This is a genomic window from Glycocaulis alkaliphilus, assembly GCF_004000605.1.
In the GTDB taxonomy this organism is placed as follows: domain Bacteria; phylum Pseudomonadota; class Alphaproteobacteria; order Caulobacterales; family Maricaulaceae; genus Glycocaulis; species Glycocaulis alkaliphilus.
Genome location: NZ_CP018911.1, coordinates 2,609,735 through 2,626,779, shown reverse-complemented (window position 1 = coordinate 2,626,779; position 17,045 = coordinate 2,609,735). Strand labels below are relative to the sequence as shown.

The following is a 17,045-nucleotide window of genomic DNA, read 5'->3' as shown; positions in this document are numbered from 1 at the left end:
CGCGTTCACCCCTTATACGCCGCTTTCAGGGCCGAGAGATTCAACGGCGCTTGGCTATATGTCGACGACCGGCACGAACCCGCCATAGATCAGGCGCTTGCCGTCGAACGGCATGGGATTATTGGCCGGCTCCAGGCGCGGATCTTCCATGACTTTCGGCATGGCAGCGTCCAGTGCCTCCTTTGACGGCCAGATATACCAGGAGAACACCACCGTCTCGTCGGCTTCGGCCTTCACCGCCATCGGGAAGGAGGTGTGGACGCCATCGGGCACGTCATCGCCCCAGCACTCCACGCATTTGATGACGCCATATTCCTTGAACACCTCGGCGGCTTCCCTGGCGTGCTTGATGAAGGCGTCCTTGTTGGCGGTGGGCACCGCCAGCACAAAGCCCTGTACGTAATAGCTCATTGGTCCTGTCCTTCCTGATGGCTTGTGTTGTGATTATGCGCCGCAGCCTTCGGCCTCGTTGAACGCCCACTGGATCCCGAATGGATCGCGAACCAGCCCCCATCGGTCGCCCCAGAACTGCATTTCAAACGGCATGACGATCTCGCAGCCCGCCTCGACCGCGCGGTCCCAGCGCGCCTGCGCGTCTTCAGCGACGATCTGCAGGTGAAATCCCTCGCGCTCTACAGCCGTGTCGCGGTGATCGGTCATCATCAGCGTGCCGCCATTGATCTCGATCTGGCAGTGCGCGACACGCCCCGCGCTCTGGCCGGGTACATGCCCGATGATCGTCGCGCCGAACGCCTTCTCGTAGAATTTCGCTGCTTCCAGCGACCGGCCCGCCATATCCAGATAGGGGATCACCCCTTTCGTGGTCTCGGGATTGGTGCTGGATGTCGTCAGTTCCGTCATGGATTCTCTCCTCCTTGCAGACGGGCCCGCTTCATTCGGCAGACTCGGCGAAGCTGCCGGTTCGCGCAGGCCCGGCGGGTTTGTAGATGTTGATGATGACGCCGGAGCCAGCCGCCTTGCTGCTAATCAGGGACAGCTCGGTGGCAGCCGCCGTGTCCGAGAAAATCCGCTTGCCCCGCCCCAGCATGACGGGAAAGACCAGCAGAACGACCTCGTCGGCCAGTCCGTGTTCGATCAGCGCAGGCGTGATCGTCGAGCTGCCCCATACGACCAGATCGGGGCCTTCGCCCGCCTTTATCTTGCGCAGGCTTGCGGCAATGTCCGCCCCAAGACCTTCCGCCGGTCCCCAGCCAAGGCTTTCCGGTCTGTGCGTGGCGACATATTTGCGCGCGCCGTTCAGGCCTTCAGCCATCGGTCCTTCCTGATGTGGCCAGTGGCTGGCGAAAATGTCGTAAGTGCGCCGCCCCAGCAGCAGATCAAATCCGCCCGGATGTGCGGCGCCTATCGCCTCGCCGACCGCTTCATCGTGATGCGGAAAAGCCCACCCGCCGTGTTCGAAGCGGCCGTTTGTGTCCTCTTCCGGGCCTCCGGGCGCCTGAATGACCCCGTCCAGCGATATATGCTCGATGATCCTGACGGTTCTCATGCGGCGCTCCTTGTGTCCGCCCGAGCGGCCGAGCCATCAAAAATGAAGGCGAAATAGCGTTTCAGATGGGCGATGGCGTCGAGCACCGGGCCCTTGTGTCCCGCCGCCTTGGCGGTGATGAAGCCGCCCTGGATGACCGTCTGGGTGAGAAGCGCGAGGCTGGAGGCTGTGTAGGGCTCGCCGATCCCGCGCGCGTCCAGCGCCGCCTGAATATCCGCCTCCAGCGTCGCGGCATGGCCGGTGATCGAGCGGTTGCAGGCGTCGCGTATCGCGTCGCTGGAGCCGTAGGTCTCCTGCACCATCGTGCCGACGAGACAGGTGAATTCAGCGATCTCGCCATCGATCAGCGCGGCGCGGAAATCGAGATAGGCAAATACGCGATCCAGCGGGTCAGCTGGCGCATGATAGGGCGCGCCCGCAAACAGGGCCGAAGTGGTCTCCGACCAGTAATCGGCCGCTGCCGCGCCCAGCGCTTCCTTGCTGTCAAAATGATGGAAGAACGCGCCCTTGGTGACGCCGGCCTCCTTGCACAACGCATCCACGCTGGTCGCGGCGAAGCCCTGCTCGCGGATCAGTCTCAGCGCCGTGTCGAGGAGACGTGTGCGGGCTTCCCCGCGCGGGATGCGGGCAGGAGAGGCGGCTGCGGGGTGGTTGTCATTCTTCATGCAGCATACATACCAACCAGTCGGTATGTATGCAAGCGAGAATCCAGAGGACGAGGAAAGCGGGTCTTGTACGCCGATCAGGCTGGCGTGCTGCCGGTGTGGGCAAATGGCGGCAAGCGCCGAAATCCACGGCCAGCCAGCCTTGAGGGGGCAGGGGTATTTGCGCTAGCGCCGCGGCGAGCACAGCAGGGGGCGGGCATGTACGACATCCGCGAAGATGATCTATCGGGTGCGGACACGCGCGCCCTTCTGGCGCTGCATCTGGCGGGCATGCATGCCCGCTCTCCGCCGGGGACAGTGTTTGCGCTGGACCTGTCTGGCCTGCAAAGGCCGCAGATAACTGTCTGGACGGCGTGGCGGCAGAGCAAAATAGCGTGTGTCGGCGCGCTGAAAGCACTCAACACCACTCACGGCGAGATCAAATCAATGCGCGTCCATCCCGATTTTGCCGGGCAGGGCGCGGGCGCGGCCATACTCGACCACATCATCGGCACGGCGCGTGATCGTGGCCTCACGCGGCTAAGTCTGGAGACGGGCAGGGGCCCGGCATTCGAGGCGGCGGTGAGGCTCTATGCCCGGCGCGGCTTCCTGCCGGGTGATGCGTTCGCGGACTACCCGCAAACCGCGTTCAACCAGTTCTTCCACGTTGAGCTTTGAGGTGGGCGCTAAAGCCCGGCAATCACATTCCTGACCACCTTGAACACCGGTTCGCTCATGGCGTGGCCATGGGCCGGCACGATGGTCAGGGTGGCGTCCGGCGCCGCGTCTTTCAGATCGAAGGCCGATTGCAGCGGACACACCATGTCATAGCGGCTGTGGACGATATGGACCGGCATGGTGAGGCGGTATGCCTCGGTCAGCAACTGGCCCTCCTCAAGGAAGCAGCCCTGTGAAAAGTAATGCGCCTCGATCAGGGCGGTGGAGATCAGCTTGTCGCGGCCCTTGGCGCGCAAATTCACCAGCGCGCTTTGCGGCGTTGCCTCCAGATGGGAGAGCAATTCCTCATAGGCGATCCAGCGGAATATCACGCTGTCTTTCAACGCGGCTTCGGCATCCGGATCGTCCAGCTTTGCCAGCAGGGGCGCACCTGCGGCCAGCTCTGTCTGCATGGCGGCCAGCGCCCAGCGGGCAAAGCCGGGCGGATCATCGTGCAGCGCCTCCGGCACGCCGTGCATGAGCCAGCCATGGGCATCGGGATAAACCGCGCCCGCCCCGCTTTTGCCATGCCACCAGTCCAGCTCCCGGCGGGTCGCCAGAAAGACGCCTTCGACCAGCACGTTTTCCACGCGTTCGGGGTGTGCCTGCGCATAGGCCAGAGCCAGCGTGGTGCCCCAGCTTGCCCCCATCACGCAATCAAAGCGCTCAAGACCCAGATGCTCGCGCAGGGCCTCAACATCCTCGATCAGGTGCGCGGTTGTGTTGGCGTATAGCTCAAATAGCGGGGCGGAGCGCCCGCACCCGCGCTGGTCAAACTGGATGGTCTCCCAGATGGCCGGATCGGCATAGCGGCGGTGACGCGCGCTCGCGCCCGATCCCGGCCCGCCATGCAGGAAAAGAAGCGCGCGTCCGCCTTCCAGCCCGGATCGTTCCCAATAGAGGGAATGCCCGTCAGACACAGGCAGGAGCCCGGCCTCACGGGCCGCAATGTCCGGGAAAAGCGCGCTATGCATACCGGCAGTTATGACGGTCAGCTCTGGCCTCCGCCACGCGGCGCGGTGAGGTTCGCGATGAGATCGCCGGCCATCGGGAAGACGATCGTATTCGAGCCCTTGCCGCCAATCTCCTGCAAGGTGCCGAGATAGCGCAGTTGCATCGCGCCATCCTGACCGGCGAGCACTTCTGCGGCCTCGGCCAGCTTGGCGGCCGCCTGCTGTTCGCCCTCGGCGATGATGACTTTCGCGCGCCGTTCGCGCTCGGCCTCGGCCTGGCGGGCGATGGCGCGGATCATGGATGTATCCAGATCGACATGCTTGATCTCGACATTGGAGACCTTGATGCCCCAGGCCTCGGTCTGGGAGTCCAGAATGGACTGGATGTCCTCGTTCAGCTTGTCGCGCTGGGAGAGCATTTCATCGAGATCATGCTTGCCGAGTACCGAGCGCAGCGTGGTCTGGGCGAGCTGGCTGGTCGCCTCGCGGAAATCGCTGACCTGATTGATGGCGCGCTGCGGGTCGACAATGCGGTAATAGAGCACGGCGTTGACGCGCACCGAGACATTGTCCTGGCTGATGACATCCTGGCTGGGCACGTCCTCGGCGACGATGCGCAGATCCACCTTCACCATCTGCTGCAGGATGGGAATGAGGATGATCAGGCCCGGACCTGAGGTTCCCGAATAGCGTCCGAGCGTGAACACCACGCCGCGCTCATACTCGCGCAAAATCTTGATCGCCGACGACAGGAGGGCGAACACCACAGCCGCCAGACCCAACAGAAAGCCGATATTCATGCCCAGTTCCGCCACAGCGTTCTCCCTTGCGACTGGTTTTCCGGTGCGTCAGCCCCGGCCAGATGATTTCACTTTTACTGTCAGCCCGTCCACCGACACGACTTTTACCGTGTCTCCGGGTTGCAGATCTTCAGAGGACACAGCCTGCCAGCGCTCGCCCTCGACCTGAACATGGCCAGCGCCATTGAGCCAGCTTAGCACGGTGCCGGTAGCGCCCGTCAGGCCTTCGCGGCCTGTCACCACCTTGCGCGCCTGCGCGGCGAGGCCGTAACTGCCAGCCAGCAGTACCGACACGCCCATGATCGCGCTCATCACCAGCACCATGGGCCAGTCAATGCGCAGGCCTTCCACATCGGTATCGACCAGCATCAGCGCGCCGATGGCAAAGGCGATCACACCGCCGAGCGCCAGCAATCCGTAAGAGGCAACGAATACTTCCGCGATGAGCAGGCCCAGCCCCAGTACGATCAGCGCCGCGCCTGCATAGTTCAGGGGCAGGGTATTGAGCGCATAAAGCCCGACTATGATGCAGATGAGGCCCGCCACGAAGGTGATCGGCTCCAGCCCGTTATAGAAGCTCACAAGAAGCCCGATAAAGCCGAGATTGAGCACCAGAAAGGCGATGTTCGGATCGGTGATGACGGTGAGAATCTGCGTGGGGAGGCTCATCTCGGCCCGCTCCACCGCCGCGCCTTCGAGCGCCAGCGTGATCTCGCTGCCATCGCCCAGCATCACCGTGCGGCCGCTGGCGAGGGTCAGAAGTTCGCTCGTCGATCCGGCAACGAAGTCCGCAACGTTCTCGTTCACCGCCTCGCTATAGGTCAGGCTCACGCCTTCACGCACGGCGCGCTCGGCCCAGTCGCCATTGCGCCCGCGCAGCTCTGCCAGCGCGCGGATATAGGCCACCGAATCGTTGACCATCTTGTTGCGCATGGCTTCGTCATTGCCCGGCGCCTGGCGGGTGGCAGGTTCGGAGCGCTGGCGCGCGGCCTCTTCCAGCGCACTGCCGGGCTCATTGCTCTCCTCTTCGCCCTCATCGGGCGTTTGCGGCGGGCTTCCCGGCGCGCCGCCCATGGTCACAGGCGTTGCTGCGCCGACCGTACTGCCCGGCGCCATCGCGGCCACGTGGGCCGCATAGAGGATATAGGCTCCGGCGCTGGTGGCGCGCGCGCCGGTGGGCGCAACATGGACGATTACCGGCACAGGCGAGGCGAGAATGGCATTATTGATGTCGCGCATCGCATCAACCAGGCCGCCTGGCGTATCCATCTCGATGATGACAGCGTCCGCCTCGCTGGCTGCGCGCTCGATCGCACGCACCACATGGCCTGCCCGCGCCGGACCGATAGCGCCCTGCAGGCTGACCAGATGGACGGTGCCGTTGGCGCTTTCAGCCTGCCGCGCCAGCGCGCCTGCGGCCAGCATCACTGCGCCGAGCGCGATGAGGCCCGCGCACAATAGCCGCACAGGCGTCAGCAGGAGTTTCGCAGAGGATAATCGCAACACGGACATGGAGGGGTTCCGTCAGCTGGTGACCTGACAGCAAATCTAACCCGGAAATGGCGAAAGCCCAATGCGGAAGGGGGATGAATCCGCCTTCTGGAACGGTTTCTCTGATTGCGCTGCCGGAAGGGGCTTATTCGGCGGGAAAGCGGCCCAGGTGCTTCTCAAGCCCGCGCGCTTCGCGGCGCAGCATCCAGATGCCCGCGCCGACAACGGCGAAAGCGATAAGAGGAATGAGAAATTCAAACAGCGTCATGGCGCTTTTCCGTCTCTGCGGACGAGATCAGATACCGCAGAATATAGTGCGAAAGCCCGTGTAATGCCAGCCCGGTAGCACCCCACCAAACCGACAGCCATGTAACGCTAACGGGATCATCAGTCAGAGGTCTTAGAACCGCAAATCCTATAAGACCGATTGCAATGGCATTTACAAATCACGCAAACAGTTTGGTGCGTTCATTATGAACAGCTATGGCGTCAGACGCAGCATTCATCGGTAACGGCTTTCACCTGAGGCTCTGGTGCAAGTCCAGATATTTCTGAGCATTTATCAAAGATCGCCGAAGCGCAAGCTGGCTGAGGGCGCTTGCGATAACCGCCATTTTTAAGGTCGGTAGACAGCCAAACTGAGGAAAAATGGTGCCGCTAGAGTGAATTGAACACTCGACCTCTCCCTTACCAAGGGAACGCTCTACCCCTGAGCTATAGCGGCCTTCGGTGCCGGGCGGCGCGAGGCCTGCCCTACCGGAGCGGGGCGTATAGCCCAAGTTTGCAGCCGCGCCAAGGGCGCGCTTGCGGTTGTTGCAGGGGGAGCGTTCTAGTTCCGCAGCCCATCCCCCGTCTCCGCAGGGGCAGGCCGGGCTGCGTTGTTCCGCGCACGAGCGCGGGCGGCCGTTCGGCCTTGCGGCGCTGCGCGCCGGAGCGGCTCTCTGGCCCAGAGGGCATTGCCGTTTCCGCCGGGTTCCCGGCCCCCGAGCCGGGATCCATGGGAGCGGTCGATGGCTGTAAGCATGGATCCCGGGTCAAGCCCGGGAACCCGGTTGAGAGGTTCCAAGATAGAAACCGGAGAAACGAGCCGGACATTCGCGAAACCCAATCCCCCCGCTTGACCGCCCACCCGCTTGGCGTCACACCAGACCCATGACCAAAAAGTCCGACAAGGGCTCACAGCAGCCAGCCGGATCAGACAGCCGCGAGGCGCGTCTGGCCGAGGCTTTGCGCGCCAATCTGCGCCGGCGCAAGGCAGCCGCCAGACCGGCGAAAGGCGGCGCTGAAAAAACGACTGGCACAAAGCCCGCCGGTCAGGGCTAGGATAGGGACAAGCCCCATCCTACATGGCAGGCGTATTGCCGCCTCGCCCCACCCGTTTTCAGGACCGTTTTCATGGATCGCATTGTCATTCGCGGGAAACAGCCGCTTTCCGGCACCATTCCGGTTTCCGGCGCGAAAAATTCGGCCCTGAAGCTGATGGCGGCAAGCCTTCTGACCGAAGGCGAGCTCCTGCTGGAAAACATGCCGCGCCTGGCCGATACGCGCTTCATGGCCCATCTGCTGGCCCATCTGGGCGTGAAGGCTGAGGAGCAGTCGGGCAACCGGCTGAGCCTGACGGCCGCGAATCTTACCGGCACCACCGCCCCTTATGATCTGGTGCGCAAGATGCGCGCGACCTTCAACGTGCTGGGTCCGCTGCTGGCGCGCGAGGGCAAGGCGAAGGTCTCCCTGCCCGGCGGCTGTGCCATCGGCGCGCGCCCTGTCGATCTGCACCTGAAAGCCATGGAGGCGTTGGGCGCGAAAATCACGCTGGAAGAAGGCTATGTGCTGGCGGACGCGCCTGCAGGCGGCCTCAAAGGCGGGCATATCGTCTTTCCGTTTGTTTCCGTAGGCGCGACCGAGCACGCCATGCTGGCCGCTGTGCTGGCGAAGGGCACATCGAAGCTGGAAAACTGCGCGCGCGAGCCGGAGATCGAGGATCTCGCCAACTGCCTCAATGCCATGGGCGCGAAAGTCTCCGGGGCTGGAACCGGCACGATCACGATTGAGGGCGTCCCGGTGCTCAATGCCACCGTATGGCCCGTAGTGGCCGACAGGATCGAGACCGGCACCTATGCCATGGCGGCGGCGGCGGCGGGCGGGGATGTCACCCTGACCGGCATGGTGCCGGCGCATAATCAGGCGCTGTGGGCGGACCTTCGCGAGGCCGGCGTGATGGTGGAGGAGGGTGACACCTCGGTACGTATCGTGCGCGACGGGCCGCTAAAGGCCGTCGACATGCAGACCGCGCCCTATCCGGGCTTCCCGACCGATCTGCAGGCCCAGTTCATGGCGCTGATGTGCCTGGCCGAGGGAGCGTCTGTCATCCGTGAGACGATATTTGAAAACCGCTTCATGCACGCGCCAGAGCTGACCCGGCTGGGCGCGCGCATTGATGTGCGCGGTAATGAGGCGGTTGTGCGCGGGCCTGCGCCCCTGAAAGGCGCGCCGGTCATGGCCACGGACTTGCGCGCTTCGGTGTCGCTGGTCATCGCCGGGCTGGCGGCGGAGGGAGAAACCATCGTCTCGCGCGTTTATCACCTTGACCGCGGCTTTGAACGGCTTGAGGAAAAGCTGTCGGCCTGCGGGGCCGATATACGCCGGGAGAAGGAAGAGGCATGAGCAGCAAGCCATTACGCCTCATCGGTCAGGACGAGGGTGATGTCGCGCCGGTATCGGCTGCGCTGCAGGATGCGATTGCGCGCATTGCTGACCTCAAATTCGAGGCGCGCGCCCGGCGCTTCACGGCCGTCTTCACGCGTTACCGCTGGGAAAAGCCGGCTGGCAAGGGGGAGCGCATACGCTCCGGCCTGCAGATCGGTTCGGTCACATCTGTAAAGGCCCAGCGCTTGCGCAAGGGCGCGCCGGATGCCTTTGTCTCCCTGCTCTCGCTGACCTTTGAGCCTGCGGGCGGGGCGGAAGACCCGTCCGGCACGCTGGTCTTCACCTTTGCCGGTGGCGGCGCGCTCAAAGTCGAGGTTGAGTGCGTTGATCTGGTACTCGCCGATGTGTCCGCGCCCTGGAAAGCGTCGGCACGTCCCGACCATGAAAGCGAAGGCGCGCCATGAGCGAACACGCCCCTGAAGACCGGCTGATCGCGATCGAGCTGGATGCCGCCAGCATCGGCAAGGCGGAGGAAAACGTCGAGCATGAGCGCCGCGTGGCGATTGCCGACCTGCTTGAAGCCAATCGCTTCCGCCCGGAAGACGGGCCGGGCGGCCCCTACCGGCTGCGCCTTGCCATCGAGGAGCAGCGCCTCGTCTTTGATGTCAGCGCAGAGGACGGCACGCCTGTGCGCATGTTCGTGTTCTCGCTGGGGCCGCTACGCCGCATACTGAAGGACTATTTCCTCATCTGCGAAAGCTATTACGAGGCGGTGCGCGATGCCTCGCTCGCGCAGATCGAGGCGGTGGATATGGGCCGCCGGGGCGTCCACAATGAAGGCTCCACGCTTCTCAAAGAGCGGCTGGAGGGCAAGATCGATGTCGATTTCGACACGGCAAGGCGCCTCTTCACCCTGATCTGTGCCCTGCACCGGAGATCTGCGTGAGCGCCCCCGATCTGGTATTCGTGTGCGGCCGCAATTCTGTGCGCTCGCCCATGGCCGAGGCGCTGTGGCGCGCCCGCTTTGGCGACGAAGCGCGTGTGCAATCGTGCGGTATCGAACCGGCCAGTTGCGCCGACGGGTTCATGATCGCCGTGATGCGTGAAGAGGGTGCTGATCTTTCCAGCTTTGAACCGCAAGGGCTGGAGGATGTCAGCGCCGGACCCGGCACGCTGGTAGTGTGCCTCGCGCCGGAAGCCGATGAGGCGGCCAGAGCGCTGGCGCAGCGTGCGAAGGCCCGCATCGAGCACTGGCATTTTGCCGACCCGGCAGAGATTGAAGGCAGCCGCGAGGCACGCCTGGAGGCCTACCGCGCCATCCGCGATGCGTTGAAATCACGCATCGATACCATGGCCGTGTGAGCCAATACTGCCGCAAGGCTCGACGTCAGCCCACTATAGGGACTATATAGCCCGCCACGCGCCGCGCGGGGTGAAGGCTGATTCCATCACGATGAGGGAACAGCCTGCCTGATGCCAGACAAGAGGAGCTGCATGGCGAAGGAAGAATTGCTGGAGTTTCCCGGTGAGGTCACCGAACTCCTGCCGAATGCCACTTTCCGGGTGAAGCTGGAAAACGACCACGAGATCATTGCCCACACCGCCGGCAAGATGCGCAAGAACCGCATCCGCGTGCTGGCCGGTGACAAGGTGCTGGTCGAGATGACGCCCTACGACCTGACCAAGGGCCGTATCACCTACCGCTTCAAGTAGGGCAGTAGCCATGCCTGCAGATGCGCGCCTTGTTCTGGCGAGTGCCTCGCCGCGCAGGCGCGATCTTCTTGCGCAGATCGGCTTTGCGCCTGATCTGGTAGCCCCCACCGATATTGACGAAACCGAGCGCGCAGGAGAGCTGCCGCGCGATCTGGCCCTGCGCCTGACGCTGGAAAAGCTCGGTGCTGCCGGCCATGCGGGCGATTTCGTGCTGGCCAGCGACACCGTGGTCGGCGTGGGCCGGCGCATATTGCCCAAGACCGAAACTGAAGAGGAAGCGCGCGCCTGCCTGGCGCTGATTTCCGGGCGCAATCACCGCGTCTTTACCGGCGTGGCGGTGCGCGCGCCCGATGGCCGGGTATCCAGCCGCCTCTCCATGACGCGCGTAGCGGTCAAACGCCTGAGCGCGCAGGAGATCGATGAATACATCGCCAGCGGTGAATGGCAGGGCAAGGCGGGCGGCTATGGCATTCAGGGCCGGTTCGGCGCGCACATCATCCAGATCACCGGCAGCTATACCGGCGTGATGGGCCTGCCCGTCTATGAGACCCGCCAATTGCTCATTGGCCTTGGCTACCGTCCGGGGAGCGCGTCCTGATGCGCATTATCGTCGCTGAGCATGTCGGCGAGACCCGCGCCGCGATCTTTGGGGGCGACCGCGCGGTGGAGCTGCATCTGGAGCGCTGGAGCGAGCGCAAGAGCCGCGCCATACGCGGCGAAATTTACCGTGCCCGCGTGCGCCGTATCGAGCCGCAGCTCAATGGTGCGTTTCTGGATATAGGGCGCGGCCCGGACGGATTTCTGCCCTTCGGCGCAGCTGGCCGCCCTGCCGGCTTCCATGAAGGCGCTGGCATTGGCGTGCAGATCGCGCGCGAGGCGTTTCAGGAAAAAGGCCCGACCCTTGTCCTCCATGAGGTGGAGCCGGGCGACGCGCCAGAAGCCCTCCTTACCGCGCCGCCGCTGGCAGAGCGCCTGTCCGGGCTGAATGACGCGCCCATCATACAGGCCGCCAAGGCCGGCATTGATCTCGACGCCGAGTTCGAGGCCGCGCTGGACGCCGATGTGCCGCTCAATGGCGGAGGACGCCTCATCATCGAGCCGGTGACGGCGCTGACCGCCATCGATGTGGATGCCGCGGGCCGCACCGGCGGGAAGGGCAATTTCGCCTTTGATCTGAACCGTACCGCTGCGCGCGAGGCGGCCCGCCAGATTCGCCTGCGCGGCATTGGCGGTGTTGTGGCCATCGACTTCCTGCCGCTGAAGAAAAAGGGTGACCAGACGGCGCTGGAAGCCACGCTGAAATCGGCCTTCAAGAATGATCCGGCCAAGGTGGACATCGCGCCCTCATCGCGCTTTGCCATTGTCGAGCTGGCCCGCCAGCGCCTCGGCCGCGCCCTGCACGAGCAGATGTGGGAGCGCTTCGGCGTGGAGAGCCTTGAGACCGCTTCCCTCGCCGCCTTGCGCGCGCTGGAGGCTGAAGGCAAAGCCAACCGCGCCAGCCAGCTTGTGCTGGAAGCTGGCCCGGACGTGCATGACTGGCTGACCCGTGATCCTGTTGGCTGGAACAAGGCGATGGCCTCGCGTCTGGGTGCCCGCTTCACCCTGAAACTTTCTGACCGCCTCCCGCCGCGTGGCTTTTCCGCCGGGAGGGTATGATGAGCGCCAAGGCCAAATGCCCGATGTGCGGCAAGCCGGTGGTGCATGAGTTCCGGCCCTTCTGCTCGAAACGCTGCAGCGATCTCGATCTGCAAAAATGGCTGTCGAATTCCTACGCGGTTCCGGGCGAGCCGGTATCGCCCGAGGCCCTGCCCCCGGAGGAGGGGGAGTAGTCTCTCAAAGCTGTCATGGCCATGCGTTGTCTCCCCCCGTTTACGGGGGGAGTGCCGCGAAGCGGCGAGGGGGGGGGATTATCGAAACAAGCTCCCCCTCCGTCTGGCAAGCCAGACACCTCCCCCGTAAACGGGGGAGGACACCCCCACCACACCCGCGCCCTTCCCGCATGCGCCTTGCCACGCTAAACACCCGCCAAACATCCAGACGGAGGAAGCCCCATGGCCGATATTCGCAAATGTCAGGTTCTCGTTGTCGGCGGCGGACCGGGCGGTTATCCGGCGGCCATCCGCGCAGGCCAGCTCGGCCTTGATACGGTGATCGTGGACAAGCATGGCCTTGGCGGCACGTGCCTCAACCGGGGCTGCATCCCCTCCAAGGCCTTCATCCATGCGGCCTCCAAGTATGAGGAAATGGCCGGGCATGTGGGCGAGGGATCGCTTGGCATATCGCTCAAAGCCGCGCCCGTGCTGGACATGGCAGGCGTCACCGCCTGGAAGGACACGATCGTTGGCAAGCTGACCAAGGGCGTCGGCCAGCTCCTCAAAAGCGCCAAGGTCGAAGCGGTTTCCGGCTGGGCGGTATTCTCCGATGCGAAGACCTGCACGGTCGAGCTGGAAGACGGCAAGACGCTGACCATTCAGGCCGAGAACGTGATCCTGGCCACCGGCTCAAAAGAAACCGAGCTGCCCTTCCTGCCCTTTGGTGACAAGGTGATCGGCTCCACGGCCGCGCTGGAACTGACCGAACTGCCCAAAAAGCTGGTGGTCGTCGGCGCAGGCTATATCGGGCTGGAGCTGGGCATCGCGTTCGCCAAGATGGGCAGCGAGGTCAGCTTCGTTGAAGCCGCTGACGCCATCCTGCCGCTTTACGATAGCGAGATGACGCGCCCGATCACGCAATGGCTCAAACGCCACAAGATCAATGTCCATCTCAAAGCCCGCGCCAAGGGTGTTGAGGAGAAGGACGGCAAGAGTTTCCTCGTCTTCGAGGATTCCTCCGGCAAGGCAGAGAAGCTGGAAGCCGACCGCATTCTGGTGGCGGTGGGGCGCAAGCCCGTCACCGAAGGCTGGGGCCTTGAGAATATGGGTCTCGACATGGACGGGCCGTTCCTGAAGATCGATGATCAGTGCCGCACGCCCATGCGCGGCGTCTATGCTATTGGTGATCTGGTGGGCGAGCCGCTGCTGGCCCACAAGGCGACCGCTCAGGGCGAACTCGTGGCAGAGGTCATCGCCGGGCATCGCCGCCGGTTCGATCCCAATTCAATCGCCGCCGTGTGCTTCACCGAGCCGGAGATTGTCGGCGTCGGCGTGACGCCGGACGAAGCGAAGAAGAAGGGCGAGAACGTCATCACCGGCAAGTTCCCGCTGGCCGCCTCAGGCCGGGCGCTCTCCATGGAGGGCGGGGCTGATGGCGGTTTCGTCCGCATCACCGCGCGCGAGAGCGATCATGTGATCCTTGGCATCCACGCCGTCGGCAAGCATGTCAGCGAGCTCTCAGGCGAGTTTGCGCTGGCTATCGAGATGGGCGCCCGCCTTGAGGACATTGCCGGCACGATCCATGTCCACCCGACGCTGACCGAGTGCTTTGCCGAGGCTGCGCTGGCGGCTCTGGGCCACCCGATCCATATTCCGGCTTGATAGCTGTTTTCCTCCCCCGTTCACGGGGGAGGTGCCTTCGAAGAAGGCGGAGGGGGGAGTTTTTTCGAGTCCCCCCCCCTCGGTCCTTCGGACCACTCCCCCCGCAAGCGGGGGGAGACACCACAAATCGTCATTCCGGGCGGAGCGGAGCGCAGACCCGGAACCCAGACGGCGCGCAGCGCCGCAAGCGCGAACGCGGGCCCGAGCTAATGCGAGGAGCGAAGCCCGGATGGGCTGAGCATCAATTAAAACCTCGCCCCAACCCGCACATAGGCCACCCGCCCGCGCGGGTCATGCACCTTGGTATCATAGCCCAGAGGCGTCGGCACGAAAGGCGCGGCCTCGTCAGTGATGTTCAGTGCCCCGGCGGTGAGGGTCAGGGCAGTGCCCGCCAGATCAAGCGTATAGCGGCCCTGCAGGTCCAGCACGGTCCAGCTTTCCACATCGCTGCCCGCGCCCTCATCATTGCGGTATCCGGAAATATGGCGCACGCCCGCGCGAACCCCGAACGCGCCGCTGGTCCAGTCCAGATACGCGCTGGCGCGCCAGTCGGGTACAGAGCGGGCGAAATTGGTGAAGTTGCGGCTTCCGAGCGCGTCGATCTCGCGGTTCAGCACAGGGTCCACAATCGTGAACTCGCCAATCCAGCTGGCGTCCACGCCCCACCCCAATGATCCGCGCGCCAGATCGACCGGATCACCACGCAGAGCCAGATCAATGCCCGACGCATCGACGCGCGGCGCATTGACGAAGGCGGCGCGCACCAGCACCACATCGCCCGCCGGGGAGAGCTCGATACGCGGATCGTCAAACTGGCCATTATCCGCCAGATCCGCGGCGATGATCGCATTGGCGCTTTCACGGACGATCAGGTCTTCATAGCGTACCCGCCACGCATCCACGGTGGCGTTGATGCCTGAAACCCTTGCAGAGACGCCAGCCGAGAAGGTCTGCGCGCGCTCGGGATCAAGATCGGGATTGCCGACCGTGCGCACCGGGCGGAACAAGGCCTGCGTACCGATGGTCAGCGATTGCAGCGTGGTCGTCGCTGAGACTTCCTGATGCAAGGACGGCGCGCGGTAGGAGCGCGACCAGGAGGCGCGTAAGGTGAGGGCATCGTTCACATCAAAGGCTGCCGCCACGCGCGGGTCGGTGGACGAAAAATCGCCCTGACGCTCATGGCGGGCAGCAAGCTGCAGGCGCAAGGCGTGAGTCAGCGGCAGGATCGCGTCGGCGAAGACGGCCTGTGCGCTGCGTGCGCCCGCATAGTCCGGCCCGCCGACGATAAAGAGGAAATTGTCCGCGTTGAAATCATCGCCATGGTCAACGCGGTAGCTCTCCCGGCGCAGATGGACACCAAAGGCGGCCGAGACCGGGCCTGCAGGCAGGGTGAACAGTGCGTCGGTCGCCGCTGTAAATTCGCCCGTCACGAGGTCTGCATGCGAGTTGCGGACATTCTCGCCGATCATGTAATCGATGACGGCGGGGTCATTATAGCGCGGGTCGGACGGGTCGGTGACCAGCCCGCCAGAGCCGAACGGGTTGAAGAAGAAGCAGCCCTGCGACTGGTCGCCCGCCGCCACGCCTTGCCCCGGTGCGCGCACCGGGCAGTCCGCCCCGCCAAAGCCTAGGATCGCGGCATCGAAATTATCGGCCAGCGTATCGGTGATGGTCGCCCGCAGCGTATTGCGCGAGTAAGTCAGATCGGCGCTCAGGCTCCAGTCGCGGTTCAGGGCCTGAATATCGTGCTCAAGGCTCGCCTCGGCGCGCCAGGTGCGATGCTCAAACTCCCGCCGCGCTGCGCCCGCGCGCTCACCCAGAGGGCGGCCAAGCCAGATCACATCGCGCCCGAACGGGTTGGCGGGTTGGCTGGCGGAGATGGTGGGGAAGCGCAAGTTTGCCAGCGAGGGCGAGTTGCCGCGCTCCACATTCTGCCCCGCGCCTGCGAAGCGCAGCGCGATACGTGTATCGCCGAAATCGCCCGAAATCGCGGCAAAGCCGGAGAGCCGCTCCTCATCGGTCAACACCGAGAAGAACTGGCCGAAATCCAGCCCGCACGAGCCGATCTGGCCGAAGGCTGTCTGCGCGCCGGTGGCTATGGGCCGTCCGCCCGCTGCCACGCAATCAGGATCAAGCACGGGAGCCGGGCCGCCGCTGGCATTGGTCACTTCAAATCCGCCGCCGGGCGCGAGGATGTAGAAGGAGCCCGGCTGGCCGAGCGAGGAGAGGCCCGTGCCGGGCGCGAACGGGGTTTCAAATCCTTCAAGCCCCTGCCGGTCAAACCACTCGACAGCGCCGGTGACATGCCAGTTATCAAACGCTCGCCCCGCAATGGCGCCAACCGTATAGCCCGCACCGGAGCCGGAAAATTCTGTCGGCCCGCGCCATTCCGCGAAGGTTTCAACGCCGTCAAACCGGTCGCGCGTGATGACATTGATGACACCGGCCACCGCGTCTGCGCCGTACACCGGCGAAGCGCCGTCGCGCAGGATTTCCACCCGCTCTACAGCCAGCGAGGGCATCAGGGCGTTAAAATCGACAAAGCTGGAGCCATCGTCGGCGGCAACACTCGCCATTGTCTGGCGCTGGCCATTGACCAGTACCAGCGTCGCGCCAAGGCCCAGCCCGCGCAGGTTTACGTTGGACGTGCCTGAGGTGTCGTTCTGCGTGCCGGGATCCTCGTTGAACTCCGACCCTGTCACGAAGGTCTGGAAGACCAGCGCCTCGCCGATACGGGCGAAGCCAGCCGCGTCGATCTCATCACGGCTGATCACGGAGACGGGCCGGTCTGCTTCCAGCGCGCCCGGTGCGCGGCCGCCCGTGATGGTGATGATTTCGCGCGGCGCGTCTGTGTCGTGCGCCAGGGCGGTCTGGGTGAGGGCGCACAGGGCCGTGCTGGCCAGAAGGCCGCGAAGGATGGCGTTCATGGGATGATGTCTCATCAGGCAGGAAGCGGGTCGGGTGGAGCCGGTTAGCAGCGCACACCAGGCCGGGCAAGGCGTGACAGGCGTTTACATAGCACGCGGCGTTCATGTGCAAAGCATGGGCGCCAGATGCGCCAACCCCCATGGACAGGGGCAAAAACCGGCCCTATAAACCGC

The 17,045-nt window shown here is 64.3% G+C and carries 20 protein-coding genes and 1 tRNA gene; 11 read left to right on the top strand and 10 right to left on the bottom strand.

The window, feature by feature from the left end; genetic code table 11:
• Positions 1–54: 54 nt before the first annotated feature.
• Genes X907_RS12550 through X907_RS12535 form a run of 4 tightly spaced genes read right to left on the bottom strand, consistent with a single transcriptional unit; the run spans position 55 to position 2,172 of the window.
• Positions 55–411, bottom strand: a complete 357-nt coding sequence (locus X907_RS12550) for a DUF1428 domain-containing protein (RefSeq protein WP_127568525.1) — start codon at positions 409–411, stop codon at positions 55–57.
• Between the two features lie 33 nt (positions 412–444).
• Positions 445–861: a VOC family protein gene (locus X907_RS12545; protein ID WP_127568523.1), complete on the bottom strand. Its 417-nt coding sequence runs from the start codon at positions 859–861 to the stop codon at positions 445–447.
• 31 nt (positions 862–892) lie between these two features.
• Positions 893–1,507 (bottom strand): dihydrofolate reductase family protein, encoded by a 615-nt coding sequence (locus X907_RS12540; RefSeq protein WP_127568521.1) that lies wholly within the window; start codon positions 1,505–1,507, stop codon positions 893–895.
• On the bottom strand, positions 1,504–2,172 hold the full coding sequence (locus X907_RS12535; protein WP_127568519.1) for a TetR/AcrR family transcriptional regulator: 669 nt from the start codon (positions 2,170–2,172) through the stop codon (positions 1,504–1,506). Before X907_RS12535 ends, X907_RS12540 begins: the two co-directional genes overlap by 4 nt.
• A 198-nt stretch (positions 2,173–2,370) precedes the next feature.
• Between X907_RS12535 and X907_RS12530 the strand changes: the two genes are divergently transcribed.
• Positions 2,371–2,829, top strand: a complete 459-nt coding sequence (locus X907_RS12530; protein WP_127568517.1) for a GNAT family N-acetyltransferase — start codon at positions 2,371–2,373, stop codon at positions 2,827–2,829.
• Between the two features lie 8 nt (positions 2,830–2,837).
• On the opposite strand, the gene X907_RS12525 is transcribed toward X907_RS12530, so the two are convergent.
• The 5 genes from X907_RS12525 to X907_RS12505 form a co-directional block, all read right to left on the bottom strand.
• Positions 2,838–3,842 carry an alpha/beta fold hydrolase gene (locus X907_RS12525; protein ID WP_127568515.1) on the bottom strand — a complete coding sequence of 335 codons (1,005 nt, stop codon included), beginning with the start codon at positions 3,840–3,842 and terminating at the stop codon, positions 2,838–2,840.
• 17 nt (positions 3,843–3,859) lie between these two features.
• The gene (locus tag X907_RS12520) at positions 3,860–4,627 is read right to left on the bottom strand and encodes a slipin family protein (RefSeq protein ID WP_170175598.1); all 768 of its coding nucleotides are present in this window, start codon (positions 4,625–4,627) and stop codon (positions 3,860–3,862) included.
• Between the two features lie 42 nt (positions 4,628–4,669).
• Complete coding sequence (locus X907_RS12515) at positions 4,670–6,133, bottom strand: NfeD family protein (protein ID WP_127568511.1); 1,464 nt, start codon at positions 6,131–6,133, stop codon at positions 4,670–4,672.
• Positions 6,134–6,257: 124 nt separating this feature from the next.
• Positions 6,258–6,380 carry a hypothetical protein gene (locus X907_RS14685; RefSeq protein ID WP_257791243.1) on the bottom strand — a complete coding sequence of 41 codons (123 nt, stop codon included), beginning with the start codon at positions 6,378–6,380 and terminating at the stop codon, positions 6,258–6,260.
• Positions 6,381–6,761: 381 nt separating this feature from the next.
• A tRNA-Thr gene (locus tag X907_RS12505) sits at positions 6,762–6,836 on the bottom strand.
• Positions 6,837–7,264: 428 nt separating this feature from the next.
• Between X907_RS12505 and X907_RS14465 the strand changes: the two genes are divergently transcribed.
• The 10 genes from X907_RS14465 to lpdA all read left to right on the top strand — a co-directional run bounded on the left by X907_RS14465 (position 7,265) and on the right by lpdA (position 13,944).
• Positions 7,265–7,435, top strand: coding sequence for a hypothetical protein (locus tag X907_RS14465; RefSeq protein WP_170175555.1), 171 nt, complete (start codon positions 7,265–7,267; stop codon positions 7,433–7,435).
• 72 nt (positions 7,436–7,507) lie between these two features.
• A complete protein-coding gene (murA, locus tag X907_RS12500) occupies positions 7,508–8,776 on the top strand; it encodes a UDP-N-acetylglucosamine 1-carboxyvinyltransferase (protein WP_127568509.1) in 1,269 nt (422 codons plus the stop codon).
• Positions 8,773–9,222, top strand: a complete 450-nt coding sequence (locus X907_RS12495) for a DUF2948 family protein (protein WP_127568507.1) — start codon at positions 8,773–8,775, stop codon at positions 9,220–9,222. Before murA ends, X907_RS12495 begins: the two co-directional genes overlap by 4 nt.
• The gene (locus X907_RS12490; protein ID WP_127568505.1) at positions 9,219–9,704 is read left to right on the top strand and encodes a UPF0262 family protein; all 486 of its coding nucleotides are present in this window, start codon (positions 9,219–9,221) and stop codon (positions 9,702–9,704) included. The genes X907_RS12495 and X907_RS12490 overlap by 4 nt, the downstream gene beginning before the upstream one ends.
• Positions 9,701–10,120 carry an arsenate-mycothiol transferase ArsC gene (locus tag X907_RS12485; RefSeq protein ID WP_127568503.1) on the top strand — a complete coding sequence of 140 codons (420 nt, stop codon included), beginning with the start codon at positions 9,701–9,703 and terminating at the stop codon, positions 10,118–10,120. Before X907_RS12490 ends, X907_RS12485 begins: the two co-directional genes overlap by 4 nt.
• 132 nt (positions 10,121–10,252) lie before the next feature.
• A complete protein-coding gene (infA, locus tag X907_RS12480) occupies positions 10,253–10,471 on the top strand; it encodes a translation initiation factor IF-1 (RefSeq protein WP_019961978.1) in 219 nt (72 codons plus the stop codon).
• 10 nt (positions 10,472–10,481) lie between these two features.
• Positions 10,482–11,069: a Maf family protein gene (locus tag X907_RS12475; RefSeq protein WP_127568501.1), complete on the top strand. Its 588-nt coding sequence runs from the start codon at positions 10,482–10,484 to the stop codon at positions 11,067–11,069.
• On the top strand, positions 11,069–12,127 hold the full coding sequence (locus tag X907_RS12470; protein WP_127568499.1) for a ribonuclease E/G: 1,059 nt from the start codon (positions 11,069–11,071) through the stop codon (positions 12,125–12,127). Before X907_RS12475 ends, X907_RS12470 begins: the two co-directional genes overlap by 1 nt.
• On the top strand, positions 12,124–12,300 hold the full coding sequence (locus X907_RS12465; RefSeq protein WP_127568497.1) for a DNA gyrase inhibitor YacG: 177 nt from the start codon (positions 12,124–12,126) through the stop codon (positions 12,298–12,300). Before X907_RS12470 ends, X907_RS12465 begins: the two co-directional genes overlap by 4 nt.
• Positions 12,301–12,522: 222 nt before the next feature.
• Positions 12,523–13,944: a dihydrolipoyl dehydrogenase gene (gene lpdA / locus X907_RS12460; RefSeq protein ID WP_127568495.1), complete on the top strand. Its 1,422-nt coding sequence runs from the start codon at positions 12,523–12,525 to the stop codon at positions 13,942–13,944.
• A 245-nt stretch (positions 13,945–14,189) separates the two neighbouring features.
• Here lpdA and X907_RS12455 read toward each other — a convergent pair whose 3' ends face one another.
• Positions 14,190–16,871 carry a TonB-dependent receptor gene (locus X907_RS12455; protein WP_127568493.1) on the bottom strand — a complete coding sequence of 894 codons (2,682 nt, stop codon included), beginning with the start codon at positions 16,869–16,871 and terminating at the stop codon, positions 14,190–14,192.
• Positions 16,872–17,045: the final 174 nt, after the last annotated feature.